This is a genomic window from Hydrocarboniphaga daqingensis, from assembly GCF_900129825.1.
GTDB classification, from domain to species: Bacteria; Pseudomonadota; Gammaproteobacteria; order Nevskiales; family Nevskiaceae; genus Hydrocarboniphaga; species Hydrocarboniphaga daqingensis.
This window is the reverse complement of record NZ_FQWZ01000006.1, coordinates 224406-250933: the sequence shown is the minus strand read 5'-3', so window position 1 is coordinate 250933 and position 26528 is coordinate 224406. Positions and strand designations below refer to the sequence as shown.

24 protein-coding genes are annotated in these 26528 nt (G+C 67.7%); 13 read left to right on the top strand and 11 right to left on the bottom strand.

What is annotated here, in order from left to right; translation table 11 throughout:
• The first annotated feature begins 3 nt into the window (after positions 1–3).
• The 6 genes from BUB09_RS13320 to BUB09_RS13295 all read left to right on the top strand — a co-directional run bounded on the left by BUB09_RS13320 (position 4) and on the right by BUB09_RS13295 (position 4335).
• Entirely contained in the window at positions 4–255 is a 252-nt protein-coding gene (locus BUB09_RS13320) for a YfhL family 4Fe-4S dicluster ferredoxin (protein WP_072898215.1), read from the top strand.
• Positions 255–1982: a gamma-glutamyltransferase gene (gene ggt, locus BUB09_RS13315; protein WP_245793287.1), complete on the top strand. Its 1728-nt coding sequence runs from the start codon at positions 255–257 to the stop codon at positions 1980–1982. Before BUB09_RS13320 ends, ggt begins: the two co-directional genes overlap by 1 nt.
• A 92-nt stretch (positions 1983–2074) precedes the next feature.
• Entirely contained in the window at positions 2075–2698 is a 624-nt protein-coding gene (locus tag BUB09_RS13310) for a MotA/TolQ/ExbB proton channel family protein (RefSeq protein WP_072898214.1), read from the top strand.
• A 52-nt stretch (positions 2699–2750) separates the two neighbouring features.
• Entirely contained in the window at positions 2751–3116 is a 366-nt protein-coding gene (locus BUB09_RS13305) for a biopolymer transporter ExbD (RefSeq protein ID WP_217650303.1), read from the top strand.
• The gene (locus BUB09_RS13300) at positions 3113–3523 is read left to right on the top strand and encodes an ExbD/TolR family protein (protein WP_072898212.1); all 411 of its coding nucleotides are present in this window, start codon (positions 3113–3115) and stop codon (positions 3521–3523) included. The genes BUB09_RS13305 and BUB09_RS13300 overlap by 4 nt, the downstream gene beginning before the upstream one ends.
• Entirely contained in the window at positions 3520–4335 is an 816-nt protein-coding gene (locus BUB09_RS13295) for an energy transducer TonB (protein ID WP_072898211.1), read from the top strand. The genes BUB09_RS13300 and BUB09_RS13295 overlap by 4 nt, the downstream gene beginning before the upstream one ends.
• Positions 4336–4364: 29 nt before the next feature.
• Here BUB09_RS13295 and xth read toward each other — a convergent pair whose 3' ends face one another.
• On the bottom strand, positions 4365–5135 hold the full coding sequence (gene xth / locus BUB09_RS13290; protein WP_072898210.1) for an exodeoxyribonuclease III: 771 nt from the start codon (positions 5133–5135) through the stop codon (positions 4365–4367).
• A 286-nt stretch (positions 5136–5421) separates the two neighbouring features.
• Here xth and BUB09_RS13285 point away from each other — a divergent pair, with 286 nt between their 5' ends.
• Positions 5422–8361 (top strand): ATP-binding protein, encoded by a 2940-nt coding sequence (locus BUB09_RS13285; protein WP_072898209.1) that lies wholly within the window; start codon positions 5422–5424, stop codon positions 8359–8361.
• Positions 8362–8391: 30 nt separating this feature from the next.
• Here BUB09_RS13285 and BUB09_RS13280 read toward each other — a convergent pair whose 3' ends face one another.
• Positions 8392–10395 carry an acyl-CoA dehydrogenase domain-containing protein gene (locus BUB09_RS13280; RefSeq protein ID WP_072898208.1) on the bottom strand — a complete coding sequence of 668 codons (2004 nt, stop codon included), beginning with the start codon at positions 10393–10395 and terminating at the stop codon, positions 8392–8394.
• A 159-nt stretch (positions 10396–10554) separates the two neighbouring features.
• Here BUB09_RS13280 and BUB09_RS13275 point away from each other — a divergent pair, with 159 nt between their 5' ends.
• Positions 10555–11436: an acyl-CoA thioesterase gene (locus tag BUB09_RS13275; RefSeq protein WP_072898207.1), complete on the top strand. Its 882-nt coding sequence runs from the start codon at positions 10555–10557 to the stop codon at positions 11434–11436.
• Entirely contained in the window at positions 11433–13310 is a 1878-nt protein-coding gene (locus tag BUB09_RS13270; protein ID WP_245793286.1) for a M1 family metallopeptidase, read from the top strand. Before BUB09_RS13275 ends, BUB09_RS13270 begins: the two co-directional genes overlap by 4 nt.
• A 25-nt stretch (positions 13311–13335) precedes the next feature.
• On the opposite strand, the gene BUB09_RS13265 is transcribed toward BUB09_RS13270, so the two are convergent.
• From BUB09_RS13265 to BUB09_RS13255, 3 genes are all read right to left on the bottom strand, one after another.
• Positions 13336–13710 carry a hypothetical protein gene (locus BUB09_RS13265; protein WP_139250282.1) on the bottom strand — a complete coding sequence of 125 codons (375 nt, stop codon included), beginning with the start codon at positions 13708–13710 and terminating at the stop codon, positions 13336–13338.
• A 279-nt stretch (positions 13711–13989) separates the two neighbouring features.
• Positions 13990–14940, bottom strand: a complete 951-nt coding sequence (locus tag BUB09_RS13260; RefSeq protein WP_084083425.1) for an alpha/beta fold hydrolase — start codon at positions 14938–14940, stop codon at positions 13990–13992.
• On the bottom strand, positions 14937–15773 hold the full coding sequence (locus tag BUB09_RS13255; RefSeq protein ID WP_072898204.1) for an SDR family NAD(P)-dependent oxidoreductase: 837 nt from the start codon (positions 15771–15773) through the stop codon (positions 14937–14939). The genes BUB09_RS13260 and BUB09_RS13255 overlap by 4 nt, the downstream gene beginning before the upstream one ends.
• A 75-nt stretch (positions 15774–15848) precedes the next feature.
• Here BUB09_RS13255 and BUB09_RS13250 point away from each other — a divergent pair, with 75 nt between their 5' ends.
• Positions 15849–16496 (top strand): TetR/AcrR family transcriptional regulator, encoded by a 648-nt coding sequence (locus BUB09_RS13250; RefSeq protein WP_072898203.1) that lies wholly within the window; start codon positions 15849–15851, stop codon positions 16494–16496.
• A 52-nt stretch (positions 16497–16548) separates the two neighbouring features.
• Here the strand turns inward: BUB09_RS13250 and BUB09_RS13245 are convergent, their stop codons facing one another.
• A complete protein-coding gene (locus BUB09_RS13245) occupies positions 16549–16806 on the bottom strand; it encodes a YkgJ family cysteine cluster protein (protein ID WP_072898202.1) in 258 nt (85 codons plus the stop codon).
• A 165-nt stretch (positions 16807–16971) separates the two neighbouring features.
• On the opposite strand from BUB09_RS13245, the gene BUB09_RS13240 reads away from it, so the two are divergent.
• Entirely contained in the window at positions 16972–17595 is a 624-nt protein-coding gene (locus BUB09_RS13240) for an FMN-dependent NADH-azoreductase (RefSeq protein WP_072898330.1), read from the top strand.
• A gap of 37 nt (positions 17596–17632) precedes the next feature.
• Entirely contained in the window at positions 17633–18511 is an 879-nt protein-coding gene (locus BUB09_RS13235; protein WP_072898201.1) for a pirin family protein, read from the top strand.
• 82 nt (positions 18512–18593) lie between these two features.
• On the opposite strand, the gene BUB09_RS13230 is transcribed toward BUB09_RS13235, so the two are convergent.
• From BUB09_RS13230 to BUB09_RS13210, 5 genes are all read right to left on the bottom strand, one after another.
• Positions 18594–19649, bottom strand: coding sequence for a cytochrome d ubiquinol oxidase subunit II (locus BUB09_RS13230; protein WP_217650302.1), 1056 nt, complete (start codon positions 19647–19649; stop codon positions 18594–18596).
• Positions 19649–20986 (bottom strand): cytochrome ubiquinol oxidase subunit I, encoded by a 1338-nt coding sequence (locus BUB09_RS13225; RefSeq protein ID WP_072898200.1) that lies wholly within the window; start codon positions 20984–20986, stop codon positions 19649–19651. Before BUB09_RS13225 ends, BUB09_RS13230 begins: the two co-directional genes overlap by 1 nt.
• A gap of 178 nt (positions 20987–21164) precedes the next feature.
• A complete protein-coding gene (locus BUB09_RS13220) occupies positions 21165–22469 on the bottom strand; it encodes a sigma-54 interaction domain-containing protein (protein WP_072898199.1) in 1305 nt (434 codons plus the stop codon).
• A 120-nt stretch (positions 22470–22589) separates the two neighbouring features.
• Positions 22590–23339, bottom strand: a complete 750-nt coding sequence (locus BUB09_RS13215; RefSeq protein WP_072898198.1) for a DUF4197 domain-containing protein — start codon at positions 23337–23339, stop codon at positions 22590–22592.
• 96 nt (positions 23340–23435) lie between these two features.
• Positions 23436–24515 (bottom strand): alpha/beta hydrolase, encoded by a 1080-nt coding sequence (locus tag BUB09_RS13210; protein WP_139250281.1) that lies wholly within the window; start codon positions 24513–24515, stop codon positions 23436–23438.
• A 137-nt stretch (positions 24516–24652) separates the two neighbouring features.
• Here BUB09_RS13210 and BUB09_RS13205 point away from each other — a divergent pair, with 137 nt between their 5' ends.
• A complete protein-coding gene (locus tag BUB09_RS13205) occupies positions 24653–26503 on the top strand; it encodes an ATP-binding cassette domain-containing protein (protein WP_072898196.1) in 1851 nt (616 codons plus the stop codon).
• Positions 26504–26528 lie beyond the last annotated feature (25 nt).

Here is a 26528-nt window from a genome sequence, read left to right as displayed (position 1 = left end):
CCGATGGCGCTGAAGATCACCCACGACTGCATCAACTGCGACGTCTGCGAGCCGGTGTGCCCGAACCAGGCGATCTACCAGGGCGTGGACATCTACGAGATCGACCCGTCGCGCTGCACCGAATGCGTCGGTCACTTCGACAAGCCGCAGTGCCAGATCGTCTGCCCGGTGGCCTGCATTCCGCTGGACCCGGACCACGAAGAAACCCAGCAGCAGCTGCTGGAAAAATACCAGCGCCTGACCGGAGCCCAATGATGACGCCCCACCGCCAAGCCGGCGCGATGCGAGCCCGCGCGATGCGGTTGTTGTTGCTGCTGGCGCTGTGCGCGCCGATGGCGGTGCTGGCACCGGCCGTCGCAACGGCCGCCGCGAGCGACAAACCCGGCGCCCACGCCGTTGCCAGTGCCCACCCGCTGGCAACGCAAGCCGGGCTCGAGGTGCTGGCTGCGGGCGGCAATGCGTTCGACGCCGCCGTCGCCGTCAGTGCGGCGATTGCCGTCGTCGAGCCGACCGGCTCGGGCATCGGCGGTGGTGGCTTTTGGCTGCTGCACCGTCAGCGCGACGGCATGCAAACCTTCGTTGACGGCCGCGAAACCGCGCCCGGCAAGGCCAGCGCCACGATGTATCTCGGCGCCGACGGCAAGGCCGTCGACAAGCGTTCGCGCGACGGCGCGCTGGCCGCTGCCATTCCCGGCGAACCGGCCGCGCTGGACCATATCGCCCGCACCTATGGCCGGTTGCCGCTGGCGCGTTCGCTGGCGCCGGCAATCCGCTATGCCCGCGACGGCTTTGCTTGCGACGCCAAGCTCGCCGAGGCCTTCGCACAACACTGGCGCCGCTTGTCGCCGGCCGCACAAGCCACGTTCGCGGTCGCGGGCGGGCCGCCACCAGCCGGTGCGCTGCTGCGCCAGCCCGATCTGGCGACGACGATCGAACGCCTCGCCACGCAGGGCCGCGACGGCTTCTACCAAGGCGACACCGCGCAGCGGCTGCTTGCGGGCGTGCAGCAGGACGGCGGCATCTGGGCCGCTGACGACTTGCGCGGCTATCGCGTCATCGAGCGCGCGCCGATCACGCTGCGCTTTGGCGACTACCGCATCGTCACGGCGCCGCCACCGTCGGCCGGTGGCGTGACCATCGGCGAAGTGCTGAACCAGCTCGGCCTGCTCGGCTTCAACGGCCAGGGCATCACGGCCACGCATCAGCTGATCGAGGCGATGCGCCGCGCGTTCCGCGATCGCGCTGCGTATCTGGGCGATCCGGATTTCGTGCCGGTGCCGACCGCGTCGCTGCTGTCGGCCGACTACGCGCGCGGCTTGGTCGCCAGCATCAACCCGGCGCGCGCCACGCCCAGCGCGTCGCTGCCGCCCGCGCCTGCATTCCCGGAAGGCACGCACACGACGCATCTGTCGGTGCTCGACGCCGACGGCAACCGCGTCGCCGCAACGCTGTCGATCAACCTGCCGTTCGGCTCCGGCTACATGCCGGCCGGGACCGGCGTGTTCTTGAACGACGAGATGGACGACTTTGCCGCGTCCGAAACTGCCAGCAATGCCTACGGCCTGATCGGCAGCAAGGCCAACCTGGTGGCGCCGAACAAGCGTCCGCTGTCGACGATGACGCCGACGTTCGTCGAAGGCCCGCGCGGCTTGCTGGTGCTCGGCACGCCCGGCGGCAGCCGCATCGTGACGATGGTGCTGCTCGGCCTGCTCGACTGGATGCAGGGCGGCGATGTGGCGCACGTGGTCGCGCTGCCGCGCTTCCATCACCAGTATCTGCCCGACGTGGTCGAATACGAGGCCAATGCGTTCAGCGCCGAACAGCGTGAGGCGCTGGCGGCGATGGGCCACGTGCTCAAGCCGGTCAACCGCGCCTACGGCAATCTGCAGGCGGTCAGCTGGAATCCGCGCACCGGCGTTGTGGACGCGGCGTCGGACCCGCGCGGCGTCGGCGAGGCGCGCGTCGTGCGCCCGGCGCGCTGACAGCGCCGCAACGCAACGCACTTTCACCGCAATCGTCACGCGCTCGACCACGCGCGCGGCCATCGCGATCACGCATCAAACAGGGGTAGAGGATGTCGCAGGCTTTTGAATGGATCCGCTTGGGCGGCCCGACGATGTTGCTGCTGGTGGCGCTGTCGGTGGCCACCGTGACGATCGTGCTGGTCAAGATCTGGGAGTTCTGGGATCAGCGCATCGGCGACACGCGCTTCGTCGCGCTCGCGGTCAACGCTTGGCAGTCCGGCGCGCCCGACCAGGCGCTGACCGCGCTGGCCGCATCGCCGAGCCCGCTGGCCGATGTGATGCGCGAAACGATCCGCGCCAGCAGCGATGCATCGCGCAGCGACGAGCAGGTGCGCGAATACATCCAGGCCGTTGCCGCCGAGCGGCTCGACACCTTGCGCAACCTGATGCGCCCACTCGAAGTGATCTCGCAGCTGGCGCCGCTGATCGGCTTGCTCGGCACCGTGATGGGCATGATCCAGGCGTTCCGCCAACTGCAGGCGGCCGGCGATCGCGTCAGCCCGGCGGTGTTGTCCGGCGGCTTGTGGGAAGCGCTGCTGACCACGGCTGGCGGCTTGGCCGTGGCGATCGTCGCGCTGGTCGCGTTCAACTATCTGGATCGCCGCGTCGAGCGTCTGCAGCAGCGGATGGAATCGGCGCTGACCGCGCTGCTGACCAGCGGCCCGCGCCGCTAACCGGCGCTTGTCGATGCAGCTCGCGCGCAAGCCCCGCCGACGCAACACTATCGTGCTGACCTCGCTGGTCGACGTGCTGTTCGTGCTGCTGTTCTTCTTCATGCTGGTGACCACGTTCGCCGACTGGCGCAGCTGGTCGATGAATCTCGGCGGCGTGGGCGACGATGCCGACAGCGGCGCGGCGATCGTCGAAGTGCAGGCCGACGGTGGATTGAGGCTCGACGGCCGCGCCAGCGATGCGGCGCAGGTCGAGCAGCGCTTGCGTCAGCCCGGCGCGCGCGCGGTGTTGGTCGCCGGCAGCGGCGTCAGCCTGCAAGCGCTGATCGACATGCTCGACCGCTTCAAGCCCACGGGCGCGGCACTGACGCTGGGCCGCGCCGCCGACGAGCCGGCCGCAGCGGGCGGCGCATCGCGATGAAGATCCGGCCTGCATCCGGCGCACGCGCGGCGCGCGACATCGACATGGTGCCGATGATCAACTTCGCGTTCCTGTTGCTGATCTTCGTGATTCTGTCGGGCGTGATCGCGGCGCCCGATCTGCTGCCGGTGCAGCCGCCGCGCTCGGCCGCGCAAGCCGCGCTCGATCCGACGCCGGACACCGTGGTCGTCGATGCCAGCGGCCGCATCGCGTTCGACGGCGCGGTGATCGAGCCCGACGAACTGCTGCGCCGCGCGCAGGTCTGGGCCAGCACCGCTGGCGACCGCGCGCTGATCGTCAAAGCCGATGCGGGCGCCGATGCGCAGCGCGTCGTCGTCGTGCTCGAAGTGCTGCGCGCGGCCGGTGTCGCGCGCGCCAGCCTGATGACGGTGCAGCGCGGCCGATGAGCCGCTACAAGGCGGCGCTGTCGCTATACGTCGCCGTCGCGGCCCATCTGCTGCTGATCTTGCTGGTGACATTGGCATCGGGCTGGAATCCGCGCACGTCGCCACCGCAACTCGTCGCCGGCAGCGGTCAGGGCTTGGGTGGCGGTGAAGCGCCTGCGGCGCTGGCCGGCGCTGATGCGATTGGCAACACCGGGCGTCGTGACGATGCCGCGACACGCGACGCGGTGCCGCGCGATGCCGCGCCGCGCGCCGACGACGTGCTGGCGCTGGCATCGCGGCCGATCACCTGGGCGCCGCCGCCACCGCCGCCACGCTCGCGCCCGGCAGCTCGCCCGCCCGCGCCATCGGCGCCGTCACCAACGCCGGTGCCTGCTCCCACGCCCACGCCCACGACGCCGCCGCGACCGGTTCGTGACGTGCCCACGACGCCGCGGGCCGACGCCTCGGCCGGCGCATCCGCCGGCAAGACGACGTCCGGTATCGCAGCGGCGCCATCATCACCGTTGGCCGGCAGTGGCAGTGCGGGTGGCGGGCGCGGCGGCTATGCAGCCGAGGTACGCGCGCACTTGAGCCGCTATCGGCGCCGCTTGCCGGGTGTGCTCGGTACGACGGCGCGCGCCGAAGTCAGCTTCAGCGTCGATGCGCGCGGACGCAGTTACGACGTGGCTTTGAGCCAGCCATCGGGCATCGCCGCGCTCGATGCCGAAGCACTGGCGATGTTGCAGCGTGCAACGCCGCTGCCGGCACCGCCGGACGGCCGTCCGCGCCGCTTCACGGTGCCGGTCGAAGTCGATCCGCCGCGCTTGCGCTGATCCGGCGCGGCACCTGCCGGATGCGCGGGCTAGCGCGCGAACTCGGCGATCACCGGTGCGTGGTCCGACGGCCGCTCCAGCTTGCGCGGCGCGGTGTCGATGCGGGTGGCGACCAGCGTGTCGGCCAGCGCGGCCGACGCCAGCACATGGTCGATACGAAGGCCGAGATTGCGGCGGAAGCCAGCTTGGCGGTAATCCCACCAGGTAAAGCGGTTGCCTTCGGGCGGGCGCGCGGCGAAGCAGTCGGTCAGGCCCAGGCCGAGCAGTGCGGCCAGCGCCTCGCGCTCCGGCGGCGAACACAGCACGTCGTTGCCCCAGGCCACCGGGTCGTAGACGTCGGCATCGGTCGGCGCGATGTTGTAGTCACCGACCACGGCCAGCAGCGGATGGCGCTGCAACTCGGCCGCCAGGTAATCGCGCAGCGCGGCCAGCCAGCGCAGCTTGTACTCGTACTTTTCGCTGCCCACCGCCTGGCCGTTGACCACGTACACGTCGATCACGCGCACGCCGCCGACGGTGGCCGCGATCACGCGCCGCTGCGGATCATCAAAGCCCGGAATGTCGCGCACCACATCCTGCGGCGGCGTGCGCGCCAGGATCGCAACGCCGTTGTAGGTCTTCTGGCCGTTGACGACCGCATGCCAGCCCGCCGCTGCCAGTTCGGCATGCGGAAACTTGTCGTCTTCGAGCTTGAGTTCCTGCAGACCCAGCACGTCGAGATCGGGATTGGCGCTCAGCCAGTCGAGCAGATGCGGCAAGCGCACCTTTAGCGAATTGACGTTCCAGGTGGCGATCTTCATGGTCGATGGGCGTCTGAGCCGGCATAGTCGGGGGCGCTAGCTTAGCTTGCCGCTGCGGTAATGCCGGCCGCCGATACGGCGGCGCTATCGCGCTGTGTATCATCGCGGCGGCCTGACGGCCGGTCGATGTCGGTTGTGCGCCCGCGACACGACATCGCGATAACGATAACCACCAAGGATCGGTGACGGGGCGGGGGGAACGTCATTCGATGCACAGGGGTTTCATATCGCGGCCGCGATTCGCTGCCGGCCGCATCACGGACACGCACGCTTTGCGGCTCTGCTGATGGCCGTGGCTGACACGCTGTCGTTTGGTCCATTTCGCCTGCACGGCCGCAATGGGCCGCTGCTGCACGGTGACCAGGAGGTCAAGCTGCAGCCGCGCACGATGGCCTTGCTGTGGGCGCTGGCCAGCCGCCCCGGCGAGGTTGTCACCAAAGCCCAGGTGCTCGATGCCGTGTGGCCGCGCCAGGCGGTCAGCGACAATGCGCTGAGCTTTCAGGTGCAGGCGCTGCGTAAGGCGCTTGGCGACGACACGCGCGCTCCGCGCTATGTGTTGACGGCGCATCGCGTCGGATTCCGTTTCGGCGTGCCGGTGATCCGCCCGGATGCGCTGGCAGACGCCGCGCCCGACGCCGAACCTCAAGCCGATGGTGATGCCGCCTCCGCTGAAGACGACGAATCGCTGGTCGGCCGTGACGCCGAACTGCTGCAGTTGAATCTGGCCTGGGAGCGGGCGCTGACGGGCCGGACCGACGTGGTCTTCGTCAGCGGCGAGACGGGCGTCGGCAAAAGCGCAACGCTTCGGGCGTTCCAGCAGCGCGTCCGCCTGCAGCAGCCGCAGGCTGTTCAACTGAGCGGACACTGCCTGGAAGGTCGTGGCATCAGCGAGCCGTACTTGCCGGTGATCGAAGCGCTGCGAACGCTGCTGCGCGACGCGCCGGACAGCCGGCCGATGGAACTGGCCCGGCACCTGGCGCCGAGCTGGCTGCTGCTGATGCCTGATCTGATCGATGCCGCTGATGTCGCGTTGCTGCGGCAGCAGAATGCCGGCGTGCGTCCCGAGCGGATGCTGCGCGAGCTGGCTGAACTGCTCGAACAGCTGAGCCTGCCGCACGGCGTGCTGCTGACCATCGAAGACCTGCACTGGGCCGATCGCGCCACGCTCGACTGGATCGGCTTTCTGGCGCAGCGCTCCGGCTCGGCGCGGATGATGGTGCTGGCCAGCTTGCGTCCGACGGACGCGATCATTGCGGCGCACCCGGTGAGCAAGCTGATGCTGGCACTCAAGGCCCGGCAGCAGGCCAGCGAGCTGCCGATATCCGGCCTGTCGGTGGATGCTGTGCGCCGCTACCTCAGCGCCAGACTCGACTTGACCGCCTACAGCGACGATCTGCCGCAGCGAGTGCTCGAACGCAGCGGCGGTCTGCCGCTGTTCATGGTGCAGATCACCGACTACCTGCAGCGCCACCCCGACCCGTCGGACCTTCGCGGAGCGCAGCTGAACGATGTGATTCCCGAAGCGCTGAACGATCTGATCAGCCTGCAGCTCGATGATCTGAGCCCTGAACAGCGGCTGCTGCTGGAGGGCGCCAGCGTTGCCGGCGCCGATTTTTCTGCTGCTGCTGCCGCCGCGGCGGCGGGCCGCGAACTCGACGCGGTCGAGCCCGTGCTGGAACAACTGGCGCGGCATCGGCGTTTCATCGAGCCCAACGGCTTGTCGATCTGGCCCGACGGCACCACCAGCGGCGTCTACCGATTCCGCCACGAGATGTATTCACAAGTGCTGCGTCGCCAACTACTGGATTCGCAGCGCGCCCGCATGCACCGGCAGATCGCCGAACGCTGCGAAGCGGCCTACGGCACGCGCACTGCGGAGATTGCCGGCGAGCTGGCGCTGCATTTCGAGCGCGGTGGATGGCGCAGCCGTGCACTGCCGTACCGGATTCAGACCGCACGCAACGCGCTGGTACGGGTCGCCTACGACGCGCTGGCGCGCGAAATCGAGATGGGCTTGGCGCTGCTCGACGCCTTGCCGCCGGGACCGGAGCGCGACGAGTCCGAGCTGGCGCTGCGCGTGCTGGCCGTGACGGGGCTGCAGAGCGAGTTCGGCTACGCCTCGCCGCGCACCAGTGATCACATTGATCGCCTCATCGACTTGACCACGCGGTGTCGCAATCCCGAGCTGTTGGAGTTGGCGCACTACTGCATCTGGATGCGCCTGCATTTCGGCTGTCGCTTTTCCGAGGCGGTCGAGTCAGCTAACCGCTTTCAGCAGCTCGGGCTGAAGATCGGCAGCCCGTTGATCCAGGCCAGTGGCGATACGCTCGCATCGCTGAGCCTGCACCTGCATGGTCGCTTCGTCGACGCGATGGACCGCAACGAACGCGCGATCGGCTTGCTGGATCAAGCGGGTGATCGCTGGTTTCAGAATCTGAGCGATGTGCGAGGCACGGCCTATACCGGCCGCGCCTTGCTGCAATGGCTGCTCGGCTATCCCGACCGTGCGCTCGAAACGGCCCGGACCGTGTACGCCAAGGTGAAGTCCAGCGGCAATCCGTATGCGCACTGCATCGTCCATGTCTCCAGTGTGTGCGCGGTGCTGATGTACCGCCGCGACTGGTCGCATTTGCTGGTCGAAGCCGAGATCGCGCTGCAGCGCGCCGAGCAGTACGGCCATCGGGAGTCTCGTCTGTGGTCGCGGCGCTACCAAGCCTTGGCGCTGGCGATGCTGGGTGAGCACGAGCGCGGCCTGTCGCTGCTGTGGCAGGCGTTGGCCGAGATGCGGGAACAGGGTAATCACTTCGGCGTTCCGCTCGATTATCTGCTCGGCGCCGAATGCTGCCTGCAGCTGGGTGACGTGGACCGGGCGCGGTTGGCTCTGGATGAAGCCAACACCGTGATGAGCCTTTGCGATGCTGTGGCCTTCAAGTCCGAGGCACTGCGGCTGGAAGGCGAACTGCGGCTGGCCGGCAGTGCGCGCCACGATCGCACGGCGGAGCGCGCCGCCGAAGACTGTATGACGCAGGCCTTGCAGCTGGCGAGCGCGCGCCAAGCGCCGTTGCTGCAACTGCGCGCTGCCTTGAGCCTGGGTCGCCTGTGGCGTGGGCAGGGACGCAACGACGCCGCGCACCCGCTGGTGAAGACGATCTATGACGGCTTTGTCGAAGGTCACGACACCGTCGATCTGCGCGCAGCGCGCCAGTTCCTCGACCCGCTCGTCTAAGGTCGCGACGGGTGCCTTTGGGCACCGGATCTATGCCGCGTTGAATCGTGCCTGGAGCAGGTCGTCGGCAAGGTTGTAGGCGCTGCGCAGTCGCTCGGCGTCGCTTGGGTCGATCACCGATTGCGCGGTTGCGGCGGCGATCAGATCCACCGGTGGTGCGGGTGTCAGCTGGCCCGCGCGCACGGCAGCGATCACGCGACGCTGTGCGCTGGTGGCCGCGTCGAGCGCAATTTCCAGACGCGTGCCGGTGGCGTCGGCCGGCAGCACCTGCAGCAGACGATCACGAATCGCACCCGGGGCCTGCAGCCGGGCCGCGAGCGCACGCTCACGTTGACGCGCGCCGGCACCGGCGAGCAGTGCGCCGGTCGGCAGCAGCAGCGCGCGCAGCATCACTCGGCGGCGGCGCTGCGCCTGGCTGGCGACGAAGCGGTCCAGCGCCGCGTCGATGCGCCGACAGCAGCGCTCGCAGAATGTGTCGATCAAGGCTTGTTCGTCACGCAAGGCGCCGCCGTCGCGATGCGCTTGCAGCGCCGCGACCAGCGTTAGTGTCTGCGCAAACGCATCGATCAATGCGCTGTGGTCGGCACCGTCGGCCAGCAGCGGGTCGCGCGTCGTCAGCCACGCGTCGGCCGCCAGCGCCAGCGCTGCGCGGTAGCGCGCCAGTCGCTGCGTATTGCGGTCGCCGTCGCCGCCGAGCATTCGGCCATCAAGCAACGCCAGCAGACCGGCGTGTGCCGAATGCGCCAGCATTTCGCGCAGACCGTCGCCGAACAACGCAGCGTCGAACGCCGGCAGCGCCGCGCCATACGGCGTCGTCGCCGCAGCGGCCAGCATGGCGTGCTGCGTCGGGTACAGCGTCCACAGCAGTGGCTCGATCGCCGCGTCGCCGCGAGGCACGGCGACGCCCAGCGCGGCAGCGGCGCTGGCGACCACGGGGTTCAGCGCTGGATGCAGGCGCTGCTGCGCGTGCAACGACCGCAGCAGCGCCGTCAGCGCGCCGATGCCGTAAACGTCGAGTGCCGCCGCGACCTGCTGCTCGCGTCGCTGCGCCCGCGTCGTCGCCGCCGGGCGGTCGAAGAACGCATCGATGCGATCGAGCAAAGCGTCGCGCCGCAGCGCTTGCGCGGTGACGCGATGCGCGCGTTGCAGCCGCGCATATTGATCGGCGGCGATCGCGGTGGCGATCTGGCGCTCGCCGTCGCCGATGCCATCGGCACCGCCGACCAGCCGGCTTAGCGGAACGAACACATCGTGTGCCTGGATCGAGCCGCTGCCATGGCCGCGCAGCCCGGATAGCGTCGCCGGCACCAGCACCAGCGTGCTGCCGCGACGCGGCGCGACGCTCGGCAGCAAGGCTGTGTCGTGCACGTCGACGCGCACCAGGTAGTCGCTGATCTCGCCGGGGTGGTCATTGCCAGCATCGCCAGCGTCGACACCGAACTTGTCGAAGCTCAGTCGCAGTCCCAGCGTGTCATGGCCTTTCCAGATGCCGCGCGTCAGTTGGGCGCGGTCGGCGCTGTGTTCGCCATTCCCCCAGCGTGCGTCAAAGGCCAGCGCGATGCGCGCTTCGCGCCGCGCCAGCGCCGGCAGCCAATGCTGCCGCTGTTCGTCGCTGCCATGCGCGGCGATCACCGCGGCCGCTGCGCTGTCGGGCACCGCGGCGCCGTCGTCGGCTGCCGGCGGCGACAGCACGGCTGCGCGCTCGCCGAGCAATGCGTGCAGCGCCTGCTGCTGGGCCTGGCTGGCCGCCTGCGGATCGAAGGCGGCCAAGGCGGCGCGGCGCGGTGGCAAGCGGCGGCGCAGCACGTGGTCGAGCAGCGGCCGCGTCAGCCATTCCTGGCGCAGCGTCGGCAGGCTCAGCGGCACCAGCACGGCCACGAACAGCAACAGAAGCAGTGCGAACAGCGCGAGCGATTCACCGAACACGCCGTATAGCAGCAGCCACAGCGCGATCGACGCGGTCGTCGTGCGCAGCCCGGCGCGATGCCATGCCAGGGCGATGCCAACGGTGACGAGTAGCGACAGCCAGAGCAATGCAGGTCTCCTGAGTGCCGACCGCGTCGGCGCCGGCAGGATACGACAAGCCGTCGCAGCCGATGCAGACGGCGGCCGCGCCGCACCGGGTGCGGGGCCGAGCCTGCGAGGTCTTGTTAAAGTTGCGTTCTAACCTTGGGTTTTGCTGGAGAGCGAGCGATGAGCCGCGTGCAGGAACTGGTCGATCTGCTCGACCTCGAAGTGATCGACGACCATCTGTTTCGCGGCTTGTCGCGCGATCTGGGCGGGCGCAGCGTCTACGGCGGACAAGTCGTCAGCCAGGCTTTGGTCGCCGGCCAGCGCACGGTGGCCGAGGGCGTGGTGCATTCGCTGCACGCGTACTTCTTGCGGCCCGGCGACATGAGTCACCCGATCATCTACGAGGTGGACCCGGTGCGTGACGGGCGCAGCTTCACGACGCGCCGCGTGCAGGCCGTGCAGCACGGGCAAGTGATTCTGACGCTGATCGCCTCGTTCCAGCGGCCCGAGGCCGGCGCCGAGCATCAGTCGGTGATGCCGGTGGTGCCGCCGCCCGAAGCGCTGCCCAGCGATCGCGACATCCGCCTGAAGCTGCTCGACCAGCTCAGCGACCCGAGCCCGCGTCTGCGCCAGTTCCTGTCGCAGGACACGCTGTTCGACATGCGCTACGTCGAGCCGCAGACGCTGTTCGACCACGCGCCCAAGCCGCCGCACAGCGCGTTCTGGCTGCGCACCGTCGATCGCTTGCCGGACGACCCGACCGTGCACCGCTGCGTGCTCGCGTACGCCAGCGACTTCGGCCCGCTGGCGACATCGCTGCTGCCGCACGGCAAGGGCCCGCTGAACCCGAGCATGCGGATGGCGTCGATCGACCACGCGATCTGGTTCCATCGCGACGCGCGCGTCGACGACTGGCTGCTGTACACGATCGACTCGCCATCGAGTCAGAGCGGCCGTGGCTTTTCGTTCGGCCACATCTACACGCGCGACGGCCGTCTGGTGGCCAGCACCGCGCAGGAAGGCATGGCGCGCTGGACCGCGCCGGCGGAGCCGGGCAAGTGAGCGCGCTGCGATCCACACGCGCATCGCGTCTGCGCCAGCTGTCGGCGCTGCTGCTGTGTTGGGTATCGACGGCTGCCTTCGGTGCCGTCGATCCGCACAGCTACGCCAATCCCGATCAGCTGCGCGTGCAGCATCTGGCGCTCGACTTGAACGTCGACTTTGCGCGTCGCCAGCTGGCGGGCACGGCCGAACTGCAAATCGAGCATGTCGACCCGAAGGCCACCGAACTGGTCCTCGATACGCGTGACCTCAGCATCAGCCGCGTCGAGACGCGCAACGCCGATGGCGCGCCCTGGCAAGCGACCGCGTTCCGGCTCGCCGCGCGCGACGCCGTGCTCGGCTCGGCGCTGACGATCACGCTGCCGCTGCAAGCGCAGCAGGTGCGCGTGCATTACCGCACCGCGGCCGATGCCTCCGGCCTGCAATGGCTGACGCCGGCGCAGACCACCGGCAAGCGGCACCCGTACCTGTTCACGCAGTCGCAGGCGATCCACGCACGCAGCTGGATTCCGCTGCAGGACACGCCGTCGGTGCGGATGCCGTATCGCGCGCGTATCCAGGCGCCCAAGGCGCTGCGCGCCGTGATGAGCGCGCAGATGTCGGAGCGCCCGGCCGCCGATGGGCGCTGGCAGTTCGAGATGCCGCAGCCGATTCCGTCGTATCTGGTGGCATTGGCTGTCGGCGACATCGCGTTTCGCAGCACCGGCGAGCGCAGTGGCGTTTATGCCGAGCCGGCGATGCTGGATCGCGCCGCTTATGAATTCGCCGAAACCGAGCGCACGATGGCGCTGGCCGAGCAGCTTTATGGACCGTATCGCTGGGGCCGTTACGACATGCTGGTGCTGCCGCCGAGCTTTCCTTACGGCGGCATGGAAAACCCGCGACTGACGTTCCTGACGCCGTCGGTGATCACCGGTGATCGCAAGCTGGTGTCGTTGATCACGCACGAGCTGTCGCACAGCTGGTCGGGCAATCTGGTGACCAACGCCACCTGGAGCGACTTCTGGCTCAACGAGGGCTACACCACGTACCTGACCAACCGACTCAACGAAGCGCAGTTCGGTGTCGAGTTCGCCGACATGGAGCGGGTGCTGGGCGTCGAAGATCTGCGGGATGCCGTGGCGCATGCCGACCGCGCCGACCACGCCTTGGTCCGCGCCACGCCGGCCGCTGATCCGGACGAAGTGTTCAGCTCGATTCCGTACGAGCGTGGCGCGCTGTTCCTGAGCTGGCTCGAAGCCCAGTTCGGCCGCGAGCGCTTCGATGCGTTCGTGCGCGGCTGGTTCGACACGCATGTATTCCAAAGTGCGAGCACCGCGCAGTTTCGCGCTTACCTGAGCACGCAGTTGCTGGCGCAACAGCCCGGCAAGGTCACCGAGGCGCAGATCGACGCCTGGATCAACGCGCCCGATCTGCCGGCCTACGCGCTGATGCCGCATTCCGATGCGTTCACGCAGGTCGACGCGGTACGCGCGCAATGGCTGGCCGGTACGCTCGACACGGGCGCGCTGCCCGCCGACACCTGGGCCGTGCAGCAATGGCAGTACTTTCTCGACACGATGCCCGACAGCGTCAGCCTCGCGCAGTTGCAGGCACTCGACCAGCGCTACGCGCTGACACGCACGTCGAACCAGATCCTGGCCAGCAGCTGGCTGTCGCTGGCAATCGGTCGCGGCGATCGCCGCGTGTGGCCGGATGCGGAGCGCTATCTGCAGAGCGTCGGCCGTATGCGCTTGCTGTCACCGGTCTACCGCGCGCTGAAGCGCACGCCGGATGGCCGTCGCTACGCCGAGCAGGTGTTCGCCAAAGCCCGCGCCGGCTACCACCCAATCGCACAGCAGAGCGTCGCGCGGCTGCTGAAGGAGCCGGGCTGAGGCCGCGGATCAACGCCGCAGGCGTTCAGTCGCCCGACGACTTGAACGCTTGCCCGAACGCGAACACGCCGACGACGAACAACACCGCGACGACCAGCAGGCTGATGCCGGTGCCGGCGCCGACGGTTTTGCCGGTGTTGATCTTCTTCACTTCTACCGCCGTTATTTGGTCGAACGCGACTTTGATCCGCTTGTTGGATTCGTCGGTCCCGACGACGGCGTTGCGCAACACCTCGGTCACTTCCAGCGTGTGTGACGCGCCGGCCTTGGTCGTGATCTGAACCGTATCACCGACCGAGAACGACGGCGGCATACCCGGCGACGGAACTGCGACCGCTTGCATCGACGTGCAGCCAATAAGGCAGAAGCTGACCAGAAGGGCGACGAGGGTGCGGAACATGAGAGTCCTTGCGGATCAGATCGGGCGGCCACGGCGGCAGCGCCGTGCACTCGACACCGCGCCACGCCAGCCGTGGCGGCGACCTTAGAAGCCCGGCTTTGCGCCGGTCAACGCATACCGAGTCGTATATCGATATCGATGTGACTCGGTTCTCCATTCGCGTCGATGCCGACGCAATGCTCGGCATCGACGGCAGATGGAATCGGACGGCTGCATCAGCGCCTCGGACGCGATGCAGCTCGGTCCCAGCGGCGTCGTGCAACGCCGCTGCTTACCGCACTAGGTCTGCGGCAGCGCCGACAAAAACGCGCGGACGCGTTCGGCGGTGGCCTTGGGCACTTCGACCATCGGCATGTGGCCGATGCCGTCGAACACGCTCAGCTCGGCCTTCGGCAGGCCTTGCTGCCAGACCTGCGCGGCGCTGACGTCGATGATGCAGTCGCCGCTGCCCCAGATCAGCAGCGTCGGCACCGTGATCTGCGCCAGTTGCGCGTCGAGCATGTCGTGCTGGTAGAAGCCGCTGAAGATCGTCGCCAGCGCATCGCGGTGCTGCTGGTACTGCTCGGCAATGCCGGCGAGCATGAAGCCGGGCATCAGCGGCGGCTGCTGCATCGTCATCGCGTAGAACGCATCGAACTCGGCGCGATCGTGAATCAGAAACGGATTGCGGCCGGCAGCGCGTTCGCTGTCGGCGTCGCTGGCCTTCGGTGACTCGACGCCCGCCGGGTCGATCAGCGTGGCCGACAGGCTGCGTTGCGGATAGGCCAGCGCGAAGTGCGCCGTGATGAAGCCGCCCATCGAGTTGCCGGCGATGTGCGCGCGCTCGATGCCGAGCCGGTCGAGCAGGGCGGCGACACGCCGCGCCTGCGCTGGCGCGCTGTAATCCCAGGCCGGATCAAAGCCGGTGTCGCCGTGACCGGCGAGGTCGGGAATGATGACGCGGTACTGATCCAGCAAGTGACGGGCAAAGCGCGGCCACACTTGGCGGTCGGCGCTGTAGCCGTGCAGCAGCACCAGCGTGTCGCGGCCCGGCGCAGCGCCGCTGTCGTAGGCGGCGATGCGCATCTCGCCGATGTCGACATTGATCGTGTCGAAGCCGTACAGACCTGCTTCGAGCGCGGCGCCGCTACGGTAGGCGGCAAAGCCGTTCGACGGCGTGGACAGCCAAGCGGCGGCGCCGATGGCGGCGGCGGCCAGCAGGCCCAGACTGATCAGCGTGGCGCGTTTCACTGCTGGTGATTCCTCGTATCGGTTGCGGGGTAGTGTTGAAGGTCGATCGCGTCTTTCATGTCGCGCCAGATGATCCGGTTCAGCAGCTTGAGCGGCACCAGGTTGGCGCCCAGCCAGGTCTTGAACGAATCCTTGCCGTAGACGATTTTCGGCTCGCGGCGCTGGATGCCGCGGATCACGCGCCGCACGATGTCCTCGGGCGGCGTCGACAGGTATTTGTGCGAAAACTTTTGCGACGCCGACGAGCGCGCGATGCGCGTGGCGATGCCGCCCGGATGCACCAGATGCACGCTGACCGGCGTGTGCAGCAGCTCGACCATCAGCGCTTCGGTGTAGCCACGCACGGCGAATTTGCTGGCGCAGTAGTCGGCGTGATTCGGCGTGCCGACCAGCCCGAAGATGCTCGACACATTCACGAGTGCGCCTTCGGGCTGGGCCAGCAGCTGCGGCAGAAACGCGCGCGTGCCGTTGACCACGCCGTGGAAATTGATCCGCATCACGCGATCCAGCGCGCTGTCGGGCATCGCCCAGACCGGTGCTGCGGCGCCTTCGACGCCGGCGTTGTTGATCACCACGTGTGCCTTGCCCAGCTCGGCTTCGACACCGGCGGCAAAGGCCTGCATCAGCGCTTTGTCGGCGACGTCGAACGCCTGTGCGTACACCTTGCCGGCCTGCTGGGTGTCGAGCAGCCGGCGCGTTTCGGCGAGCCCTTCGACGTCGTAGTCGTTCAGCGCCAGATGCGCACCCAGGCGTCCGAATTCCAGCGCATAGGCGCGGCCCATGCCCGACCCCGCGCCAGTGACGACCACCACTTTGTGTCTGAAATCTTTCATGGTTTGCCGCTCGGGCAATGTGACGATGACTGTCGTCACTTTACGTCTGACGACAAGCGTCGTCAAAATCGGAAGATGAACTCCGGACGCACTTATGGCGGTGAAAGTGCTGACGCGCGGCAGGCGCGGCAGCGCCGGCAGTTTCTCGATGCCGGCCGGGCGCTGTTCGGCAGCGTCGGCTACCGCGCGACCACGGTGCGCAGCCTGTGCAAGCAGGCCGGCCTGACCGACCGCTACTTCTACAACAACTTCGCCAGCACCGAAGATCTGCTCGAAGCGGTGTACCGCGACGGCATGGACCAACTGCGCGCCGCCGTGCTGCAGGCGATTGCCGAGCGCGGCAACGGCGGCACGCCGCGCCAGATCATCGACGCGGCGCTCGACGGCTTCTTTGCCGCGTTCGAGGACGCGCGTCTGGCCCGCGTCTGCTGGCTGGAAGTGCTCGGCGTCAGCCCGCGGATCGATCGGCTGTACACGGCCAATGTCGGCGACTTTGCCGGCTTGCTGCTGCAGCTGTCGCGCGGCTTGTTTCCGCAGTGGCGCATCGACGACGAACGCGGCGAGGTGCTGAACATCGCGCTGGTCGGTGCAATCAGCCAGGCCGCGCTGCACTGGCTGCTGAGCGACTACCGCGCCAGCCGCGCGACGATGGTGGCGTCGACGTCGATGCTGTTCCAGGGCTTGGCGGTGCTGATCGAGCAGCCTGCGTCGACGCCGGACTGAGCGAGTCTCGCGTCCGCTTGCGGCGGTGTCGGGCCGCGCGGGATGCCGGCGGTCAGTCCGGCCGCGTCTGGCGCTCTAAGTCGGTCAGGTACCGCAGCGCCTGCTCGCGCGTGGCACCGCACATCTCGGCGCTCGGCTGCAGCGAGCCGCAGAACGCCGGACGCCGCGGGTCGCCGAACAGCAGGCAGCGGTCGTCGGCGCCCAGCTGCACGCAGCGCACACCGGCCGGCTTGCCATGCGGCATGCCGGGGATCGGCGAGGTGATCGAGGGCGCGGTGCAGCAGGCACCGCAATGCGGGCGACAGTCCATGGTGCGGCAGTCTACGGCGCGGTGGCGCGCGCGGCGACGGCAAGGTCCGTCAACGGTTTCGAAAGCCAGCGTCAGGATTTTTTGCTTTTTTCGGCGGCTTTCCGGCCTTCTAATAGCGGTCATCCGACGCCTTTGCGTCGCCTTCAACCGATCAGGATGATGACCATGAACACGCTCGCTACTTCCGCTCCGACGCTGCTGCAGATCAATACCAGCCTGTTTTCGGGCAACGGCCAGTCCAGCCAGCTGGCGGATCATTTCGTCGCCGCCTGGAAGGCCCGCCACCCGGGCGGCCGCGTCGTCGTCCGCGATCTGGCCGCTCAGCCGGTGCCGCATCTGGACGCAGCCCGCATCACCGCGCTGTCGACGCCGGCCGCGAGCCGCACCGCCGAGCAGGCGGCGATCGTCGCCGAGTCCGATGCGCTGATCGACGAGCTGAAATCGGCCGACGCGATCGTGCTCGGCCTGCCGATGTACAACTTCGGTGTGCCCTCGCAGCTCAAGGCGTATCTGGACCATCTGGCGCGCGCCGGCGTGACGTTCCGCTACACCGCCAACGGCCCCGAAGGTCTGATCGGCGACCGCAAGCTGACCGTGCTGGCGACGCGCGGTGGCCTGCATCGCGGCCAGCCCAGCGACAGCCAGACCGCGTTCGTGCAAACCTTCTTCAACTTCATCGGTATCCGCAGCATCGAGTTCGTCTATGCCGAAGGCTTGAACATCAACGCCCAGCTCAAGGACGAGGCGATCGCCCGCGCCCACGGCGAAATCGACCAGTTGGCCGCCTGAGCGTCGCGCACCCTTTCGCTGATTGCAGGAGCATCCAATGACCTCTCGCCATCTCAGACAAGTGATTCCCGGCATGCCGACCTCGGACGGCGCCGGCGTCAAGCTGTCGCGGTCGATCGGCGCGCAGCCCGGGCTGCGCTTCGATCCGTTCCTGATGCTGGACGAGTTCTACAGCGACCGTCCCGGCGATTACCTGGCCGGCTTTCCGTCGCATCCGCATCGCGGCTTCGAAACCGTGACCTACATGCTCGACGGCCACATGCAGCATCAGGATCACCTGGGCAACACCGGCGATCTGCGCCCCGGCGACGTGCAGTGGATGACGGCGGCGCGCGGCATCATCCATTCCGAAATGCCGCAGCAGACCGAAGGCCGCATGCGCGGTTTTCAGCTGTGGCTGAACCTGCCGGCCGCCGAAAAAATGAAACCGGCTGCCTACCGCGACATCGCCGCAGCGACGATACCGACCGTGGCGCTGGCCGGTGGCGGCAGCGCCCGCGTGATTGCCGGTGAGTTGGCGCAGCCGGGCCACGACGGCACGACCCCCGGTGCGGTCACCGGTGCGACGACCGCGCCGCTGTACTGGGATCTGCACCTGCCGGCCGCTACGTCGGCGACGCTGACGCTACCGGCCGGGCACAACGTGTTCGTCTACCTGTACGAAGGCGCGGCGCAGATCGGCGACGACGCCCGGCCGTTGCCGTTGCGCGCTGCTGGCTTGCTCTCCGACGGCGATCAGCTGAGCGTCACGGCGACCGGCGCCGATGGCGCAAGGCTGCTGGTGATTGGCGGTCGGCCGCTGCATGAGCCGGTCGTGCAATACGGACCGTTCGTGATGAACACGCGCGAGCAGATCGAACAAGCGCTCGACGATTTCCGAACCGGCCGCTTCGGCCGCGACGGTGCGACGGCCTGATCGGCGCGGTCGGCTCAACGCGCTGGCGCGCCGCTACGCGCGATCGGTTTCGGGCCGACCGCAACCCGGTCGACGGTGTCGGTCACTCGTAGCGAAGTTCAGATGCCTTGCCCCGGAACACCCGATACGCGAACGCGGTGTATCCGAGGATCGCAGGCAGCACCAGGATCACGCCGTAGAGCATGATCATCAGCGATTCGGGCGCTGCTGCAGCGCCCCAGATCGTGATCCGATCCGGCACCAGATACGGGAACAAACTGTAGGCAAGGCCGAAGAAGGCCAGCGCGAACAAACTGACGCTGCAGGCAAACGGCGCCCAAGCCCAACGCTGCAAGCCCCTAGCATTGCCGCGAGCCAGATCGCTCGTCAGGCGCGCCAGGAAAATCTGCAGCAGCACGAACAGCGCCACGGACATCAGCGGGATCGGCAGCAGCGCAATGAACTGCGGCAACGTAAACCATTTGGCGAAGATCGCCGGACTCACCATCGGGGTTGCCAGTGACACGGCCGCGATGCCGGCGCCGGTCCCCCAGGCGGCGATTCGTGCCCAGGACACGGCGCGTGCTTGCAAGTCGCCCTCTGTTTTCAGAATCAGCCAGGTCGCGCCCATCAGCGCATAGCCGGCTGTCAGCCCGACGCCGATGAACGTTGAAAACATCCAGGCGATGGCGCTGTCCGAGAAGCCGACGATCAATTGCCCCAGCATCACACCCTGAGCCAGCGACGCCAGCAGCGATCCCGCGAAGAACGCGCCGTCCCACAGCGGCTTGTGCGCCGCTTTGACCTTGGCGCGGAAGTCGAACGCGACGCCGCGCAGGATCAGGCCCATCAGCATCAATGCCACCGGTAGATAAAGCGCGCCGAGGATCACTCCGTGCGCTAATGGAAACGCCACCAGCAGCAGGCCGACGCCAAGGACCAGCCAGGTTTCATTGGCGTCCCAGAACGGTCCGATCGAGGCGATCATCGCGTCGCGCTGATTCGGCGTTGCGCGCTGCAGCCAGATGCCGACGCCCAGGTCGTAGCCGTCGAGAATCACGTAGAGCAACATCGACAGGCCCATCAGGCCGACGAAGATCAGCGGCAGCCAGAAGGCCGACCCGTTCAGTGCCGCTGGCAGCATGTCGAGCGTGGTCATCAGGCGACTCCGAGCGTGGTGGCGATCGCGGGCGCATGGGCCGGCGGCGTGCCTTTTCTTGCCAGGTGGAACAACACCGAGATGAAGGCGACCAGTAGCGCTGCGTAGAGCGCCAGGTACATCGCCAAGGTGCTGGCGATCATCGACGACGGCACCGTGGACGCTGCGTCGGCGGCGGTCAGCACACCGGCCACCAGCCAAGGTTGCCGACCGATCTCGGTGACATACCAGCCGGCGATCACGGCGATCCACCCCGAAAAACTCATTGCGACCAAGCTGCGCAGCAACCAGCCGGGCAGCGATGCTCGCCGCTGCAGCATGCCGGCGGCGATCCAGGACACCATCAGCATCATCAGGCCCATGCCGACCATGACCCGGAAGGAGAAGAACACCGGTGCCATGCGCGGTCCGTCGGGAAAATCGCGCAGCCCCTCGACGACGCCCTCGGCATCGTGCGTGAGGTACAGCGACGCCAACTTGGGCACGGCGACTTCGTAGTGATTGCGCTTCATCGCATCGTCGGGAACCGCGAACAGCACGGCCGGCGCACCGGCCTGTGTTTCCCACAGCCCCTCCATGGCGGCGACCTTTGCCGGTTGGTGGTGGAGCGTGTTCAGGCCGTGAAGGTCGCCGGCGAGGATTTGCAGTGGGATCAACACGGCCGCCGTCCAGACCCCGACCTTGAGGCCGAGATGGACCTCGGGCGCGGTATCTCCCCGGCGCAGTCGATAGGCCGAAAGGCCGGCAATCAGGAAGGATGCGGTCAGGCCGCTGGCCAGCAGCATGTGCGTCAAGCGATACGGAAGCGACGGGTTGAAGACGATGGCCAGCCAGTCGGTTGCGTGGGCCACACCGTCGCGCATTTCGAAGCCGGCGGGCGTATGCATCCAGCTGTTCAGCACCAGAATCCAGAACGCCGACAGCGTGGTACCGATGCAGACCAGTGCGGTCGCCAGCGTGTGGATACGTTCGCTGACCCGGTTCATGCCAAACAGCATGATCGACAGAAACGTGGCTTCCATGAAGAACGCGGTGAGCACCTCGTACGCCAGCAGCGGTCCGGCGATATTGCCGACCTTGAGCATGAAGCCAGGCCAGTTGGTGCCGAACTGGAAGCTCATCGTGATGCCGCTGACCACGCCCAGCGCAAAACACAACGCAAAGACTTTGACCCAGAAGCGGTACAGCGCCATCCAGCGCGGATCGCCGGTCCGTCCGAGCTGCACTTTGAAGAACAGCAGAAACCAGCCCAATGCGATCGACAGCGTCGGGAACAAGATGTGAAAGCTGATGTTGGCCGCAAACTGTATGCGGGCGAGCATCAAGGGGTCTGACATGGCGGTCTCCGTGAGTCTGCCATGTGAGTCTCAAAGCGCGTGCCAGCGCGGCGCAGACCTTGAAGCCTTATCGATCAACGAGTTAGTGGGCCGTGTCGGGCTCGACTGCCACGGGTTTACGCCACCAGCACTGCCGCACCTGGTTGGCGGCAGTCATCTGGCAGCGGCCGTGCTGCGGTTATTCCAGCCCGTAGTCCTTCAGGCGTCGGTACAGCGTCCGCTCGCTGAGTCCGAGGTGCCGGGCCAATTCTTCGCGCGTGCCCTGGAACGTCGCCAGCGCGTGCGACAGCCGGGCCTTGTCGGCGTCCTGGCCCTTGGCGCGCGGCAGCGCTGCCGCGGCTTGGGTGCCGAGCACGTCCTCGGGCAGATCGCGAAGCCGGATCACGCCTTCGTCGGCGAACAGTCGCGCGCGCTCTAGCAGGTTACGCAGTTCGCGCACGTTGCCTGGAAACGCGTAGCGCTTGAGCGCTGCCAGTGCCTCGTCGTCGACTCGCAGCCGGTCATTGCCTGCCATCCGTTGCAGCAGGCTGTCGGCGAGCAGCGCAATGTCGTCGACGCGTTCGCGCAGCGGCGGCAGGTGAACCGGAAACGCGCTGATCCGGTAGTACAGGTCCTGGCGGAACGTCCCGTCCTCGACCATCCGCTTCAGCGGCTTGTGGGTGGCGGCGACGATCCGGAAGTCGGCGTGCAAGGTGTCGACGCCGCCGACGCGGCGGAACGTGCCGGACTCGATCAAGCGCAGCAGCTTGACCTGCATCGGCAACGGCACGTCGCCGATTTCGTCCAGAAACAGCGTGCCGCCGTGCGCGGTCTCGGCCAGGCCGATCTTCCGTTGCATGGCGCCGGTGAATGCGCCGCGCTCATGCCCGAACAACTCGCTTTCGAACAGCGTCTCGGAAAGGCCGGTGCAGTCGACGACGACCAGCGGCCCGCCTGCGCGCGGGCTGGCAGTGTGCAGCGCACGAGCAAACAGCTCTTTGCCGGTGCCGGATTCGCCTTGCAACAGCACTGGGATCTGTGAAGGCGCAGCGCGTTGCAGCGCCGACAACGCGGCGTTGAACGATTCCGAGCGCCCGACCAGGCCGCTTTCGCGCGGCTGTGCGGACGCCGTCACCACGCGGCTGAGCCGCTCGACGTAGGCGATTACCTGGCCGCCCTCGTCGAGGATCGGCCGCAATTCGACATCGACGTGTTCGGGTCCGCGCGGCGTGTGATGGATATGCAGCACCCGGTCGGGTGCGCGCGTCGCCAGTGCTTGCTTCATCGGGCAGTGCTCACCGGCCTGATCGCAGGGAACGCTGTACTGATGCGACACCCGGAAGCACTTCTGCCCCTGAACCTGCTGGCGCGGGGTCGCAAACTGCCGTTGGTAGGCCGTATTAGCGGCGAGGATGTTGTACTCGACGTCGAGCACGATCATCGGCGTCGCATCGTGTTCCAGGTAGGAAATCAGGGCCTGTACTGAACCCGCAGCGGTGGGCATAAGCATTCCGTCACGGCGACGTCCTGCGTCACCCGACACGAGCCTAACGTCCGCTGCCAGGGCTGCCAACTCGCTGCCACCGGGTGCCACGACGGCGCGCGCGGCGCCATCGGCTTGGTGTCAGTGCGCCTGCCGGGCGAACACGCGCCGCATCAACTCGGTACCGCGCGCCGCTGGGTCGGCGCGGATGCGGGCTTCTTCGGCGGCGATCTTCAGGAACACGCCATCCAGCGCTTTTTGCGTCACGTAGCCGTCGAGATCGGCCGGTTCGCTGGCACCCGACAAGCGCAGCAGCGGGCCCGCTTTGTTCGCCAGCTTCTTGTACTGCTGCGCGACGCCGGCTTGCTCCGTGGTGGCCGCGACGATCGGCAGCAGGCTTTCATACAGCTCGGCCGAAGCGGAGCGTCGGAAGTACTCGGTGGCCGCATTGGACGGGCCGTCGAGGATCCGTTTGGCGTCGTCCAGCGTCATCCGGGTGATCGCGCCGCCGATGATGTGCGCCGCCTGTGGCATGGCCTGCTCGGCGGCGCGGTTCAGCGTCAGCTGAAACTGGTCGAGCGTGCCGCCAAAGCCCATCGCACGGACGCCGCTTTCGTAGCGGGCGATGAATGACGGCAGCGGGACGCGCACCTGCGGATCACGCCAGAAACCGTCGTCGTGGCCGAGTTGGTTGATCGCGCTGGTCGTGCCCTGGCGCAGCGCGTCGCGCAGGCCGGCGAGGATTTCGCCCTGACTCAGGCCGGTTCCCTGCACCACGTTGCCGATCTGGCCCAAGGCGTCGATCACGTCCTGGCTGGTCGCGGCGCAGCCGGCGAGGGCCGGTAAAACAGCGCCAAACAAAGGGGCAAGCAGCTTGGCTGAGACGCGCATGAGGGTTCCAGTCGGGCAGTGGCCGGAGCATAACCGGTGCTTGCGCCGCTCAGCAGCGGAATCGTCCTCGATATCGGTGCCGCGCCTGCTGATGCGTCAAGGCGTAGCCGGTGGCAGCGGGTGTTCGCGCAGCCAGGCCAGCAGGCGCGCGTCCCAGGTGTCGGGCCATTGGTTGTGGTTGCGCGTGCCCGTGGTGCGCGCTTTCAGATTCCACGGCGATCCGTCGGCATTGCTGCCGCAGGCCGCGTCGCAGCTGGACGTCGGCTGTTGGTCGCGGTCGATGATCTGCCCGAGCCAGTTGGCGCTGGCACTACCGGCGATGCGATCGCCCAAACGCTGCGCATTGGGGCAGCTGCCGTAGGCGTCGCAGTCGCGATGCACGTGGAAGATCGGCGCGTCGCGGCGCGTCACTTGCAGCTCGGCGATGCTGGCCGGCGCAGCGGTGACCGGCTGCTGCGGACAGGCGTCGTTGAGGAAGGCATACGGATCGGGTGCCGAATACAGCGCGGCGGCGGCGATGTTGCGGCGGTGTTGTGCGTACGCGATCGCCGTCGAGCCGCCGTTGGAGTAGCCAACCAGAAAGATGCGTTGAGGGTCGACACGCCGGCTGCTGACGGTCTGCGCGATGTAGTGATCGATCGTCGCGAAGTCGACGTTGACCGGATAGTCGATGCCGTCGACGCGGGCCGTGCTGCTGCCGAACTGTCGATACCAGACATCGAATCCCAGCGAAAAGCCGTTCGGCAGCGGGTAGTAGTGACGGGTGTAGCGTGGCAGCGGCGCCAGCAGCAGAAACCCGGGGCGGTCGGTATCGCCGCTCAGGTCGGCGCCGGTCCGTGCCGTCAGCAGGCCGGTCTTGCCGATCTGCGAATCCAGCGGCGCAAACGAGGCTTGCAGGTAGATCACCAGCGGCAGCGGTTGGTCTGGCGTCGCGGCCGCGTTGTCCCAGAAGCAGGCCGCGCGTGGCGTGCCGTACTCGTCTTGATAGCCGGTCAGCAGCGCGCCGCCCTGGCAGCGGGTCAAGCTCTGGCTGATCGCCGTCAGTCCGCTGGACATCGGTCGGGGCGGATTGCCGAAGGCGCTGCAGGTGGTGGCTGCAGCGGCCATCGTGGCGCTGCATAAAGACATCGTGGCGGCGATGAACGCCGCAACGCGGGCAATGGGTCGGATCGTCACGATGGGCTGCTCCTGCACCGGTGATGACCGCTCTCCATGGCGGCCTGCGGCCGAGTGTAGGTGGCGCGGCCTGCCCGGCAGCTGCCCTGCTCGACAGCGACCACTGTCGGGCCAGCCAGCCGCTAAACTGCGCGCCCATGCTGACCTTCTCCAACGTCACGCTGCGCCGCGGCGCACGCAAACTGCTCGAGCGCGCCTCGTTCACGGTCCACCCCGGCTGGCGCGTCGGCTTGGTCGGACGCAACGGCACCGGCAAATCCAGCCTGTTCGCGATGGTGCTCGGCGAGCTGTCGCCAGACTCCGGCGAAGTGCAGCTGCCCAAGCAGATCGAGATCGCCTGGGTTGCGCAGGAAACCCCGGCGCTGGAGCGCGTCGCGCTCGAGTTCGCGCTCGACGGCGACACCGAGCTGCGCCGCTGCGAGGCCGAGCTGGAAATCGCCGAGGCCAAGCACGACGTCGCACGGATCGCCAAGCTGCATGACCGGCTCAATGCGATCGGCGGCTACGCAGCGCGGTCCCGCGCGGCCAAGCTGCTCGACGGCCTGGGGTTCAGCAACGAAGCGCAGCAGCGCACCGTCGCCAGCTTCAGCGGCGGCTGGCGCATGCGCTTGAATCTGGCGCGCGCGCTGATGTGCCGATCGGACCTGCTGCTGCTCGACGAGCCGACCAACCATTTGGATCTGGACGCGGTGTTCTGGCTGCAGGAATGGCTGCGCAACTACGACGGCACGCTGTTCGTGATCAGCCACGACCGTGAGTTTCTCGACGCGGTGACAACGCATACGCTGCATCTGCACAGCGAAACCGCAACGCTGTATTCCGGCGGCTATTCGCAGTTCGAGCGCTTGCGTGCCGAGCGCATGAGCCAGGCCGCTGCGGTGCGCGAGCAGCAAGTGCGGCAGCTGGCGCATCTGCAGGCCTTTGTTGACCGCTTCCGCGCACAGGCGACCAAGGCGCGTCAGGCGCAGTCGCGGCTGAAGATGATCGAGCGCATCCAGATCGGCGCCGCTGCGCATGCCGATTCCGAATTCAGCTTCAGCTTCCGTCCGCCGCTAAAGCTGCCGAGCCCGATGCTGCGACTCGACCGCGTCGCGATCGGCTACGGCGACAAGCCGCAGCTCAGTGGCGTCAAGCTCGGTATCGAGCCGGGCGATCGCATCGGCCTGCTCGGGCCCAACGGCGCCGGCAAGTCGACGCTGATCAAGCTGATCGCCGGCGACCTGGCCGCGCTGTCGGGCGAGGTCAAGCGCGCGCCGGATCTGAAGATCGGCTACTTCGCCCAGCACCAGCTCGAAAGCCTCGACGCGCAAGCCTCGCCGATGCTGCATCTGCGCCGGCTCGACCCGGACGCAACCGAGCAATCGATCCGCGACTATCTGGGCGGCTTCAACTTCAAGGGCGACCGCGTCTACGAGGCGATCGAACCGTTCTCCGGCGGCGAGAAGGCGCGGCTGGCGCTGGCGCTGGTGGTCTATCCGCAGCCGAATCTGCTGCTGCTCGACGAGCCGACCAACCATCTCGACCTCGACATGCGCCAGGCGCTCGAAATGGCGCTGCAGGAGTTCAAGGGCGCGATGTTGCTGGTGTCGCACGACCGCCACCTGGTATCGAGCACCTGCGACGCGCTGTGGCGCGTCGACGCCGGCCGCTGCGAGCCGTTTGACGGAGACCTCGACGATTACGCTCGCTGGCTGTCGCAGCGCGGCAATACCACCGGCGACAAGAGCCCGGCCAAGGTGCTCGACGCTGCTGCCAAGGCGCAGCAGCGGGCGCTGCGCGACACCGTCGGCAAGCTCGAATCGCAGATGAGCAAGACCCAGGCGCGACTGGCCGAAATCGACAGCCGCATGGGCGATGCCACGCTGTACGAAGCGGCACGCAAGAAGGAGCTCGACAAGCTCACCGACGAGCAGCGCCAGTTGCGCGCGCGGCTCGACGATATCGAAGCGCAGTGGCTGGCCGGCATGGAACAGCTGGAGTCGCTGTAGCGCCGCTGGGTGCTGCCGCGCTTTG

Bases quoted from the DNA above. Each gene is read 5' to 3' on its own strand.
- BUB09_RS13285 (WP_072898209.1), top strand. From the start codon at position 5,422: ATGGCCGTGGCTGACACGCTGTCGTTTGGTCCATTTCGCCTGCACGGC.
- BUB09_RS13255 (WP_072898204.1), bottom strand. From the start codon at position 15,773: ATGAAAGATTTCAGACACAAAGTGGTGGTCGTCACTGGCGCGGGGTCG.
- BUB09_RS13245 (WP_072898202.1), bottom strand. From the start codon at position 16,806: ATGGACTGTCGCCCGCATTGCGGTGCCTGCTGCACCGCGCCCTCGATC.
- BUB09_RS13240 (WP_072898330.1), top strand. From the start codon at position 16,972: ATGAACACGCTCGCTACTTCCGCTCCGACGCTGCTGCAGATCAATACC.
- BUB09_RS13320 (WP_072898215.1), top strand. From the start codon at position 4: ATGGCGCTGAAGATCACCCACGACTGCATCAACTGCGACGTCTGCGAG.
- BUB09_RS13205 (WP_072898196.1), top strand. From the start codon at position 24,653: ATGCTGACCTTCTCCAACGTCACGCTGCGCCGCGGCGCACGCAAACTG.
- BUB09_RS13275 (WP_072898207.1), top strand. From the start codon at position 10,555: ATGAGCCGCGTGCAGGAACTGGTCGATCTGCTCGACCTCGAAGTGATC.
- BUB09_RS13215 (WP_072898198.1), bottom strand. From the start codon at position 23,339: ATGCGCGTCTCAGCCAAGCTGCTTGCCCCTTTGTTTGGCGCTGTTTTA.
- BUB09_RS13295 (WP_072898211.1), top strand. From the start codon at position 3,520: ATGAGCCGCTACAAGGCGGCGCTGTCGCTATACGTCGCCGTCGCGGCC.
- BUB09_RS13235 (WP_072898201.1), top strand. From the start codon at position 17,633: ATGACCTCTCGCCATCTCAGACAAGTGATTCCCGGCATGCCGACCTCG.
- BUB09_RS13265 (WP_139250282.1), bottom strand. From the start codon at position 13,710: ATGTTCCGCACCCTCGTCGCCCTTCTGGTCAGCTTCTGCCTTATTGGC.
- BUB09_RS13250 (WP_072898203.1), top strand. From the start codon at position 15,849: ATGAACTCCGGACGCACTTATGGCGGTGAAAGTGCTGACGCGCGGCAG.
- BUB09_RS13300 (WP_072898212.1), top strand. From the start codon at position 3,113: ATGAAGATCCGGCCTGCATCCGGCGCACGCGCGGCGCGCGACATCGAC.
- BUB09_RS13230 (WP_217650302.1), bottom strand. From the start codon at position 19,649: ATGACCACGCTCGACATGCTGCCAGCGGCACTGAACGGGTCGGCCTTC.
- BUB09_RS13225 (WP_072898200.1), bottom strand. From the start codon at position 20,986: ATGTCAGACCCCTTGATGCTCGCCCGCATACAGTTTGCGGCCAACATC.
- ggt (WP_245793287.1), top strand. From the start codon at position 255: ATGACGCCCCACCGCCAAGCCGGCGCGATGCGAGCCCGCGCGATGCGG.
- BUB09_RS13220 (WP_072898199.1), bottom strand. From the start codon at position 22,469: ATGCCCACCGCTGCGGGTTCAGTACAGGCCCTGATTTCCTACCTGGAA.
- xth (WP_072898210.1), bottom strand. From the start codon at position 5,135: ATGAAGATCGCCACCTGGAACGTCAATTCGCTAAAGGTGCGCTTGCCG.
- BUB09_RS13310 (WP_072898214.1), top strand. From the start codon at position 2,075: ATGTCGCAGGCTTTTGAATGGATCCGCTTGGGCGGCCCGACGATGTTG.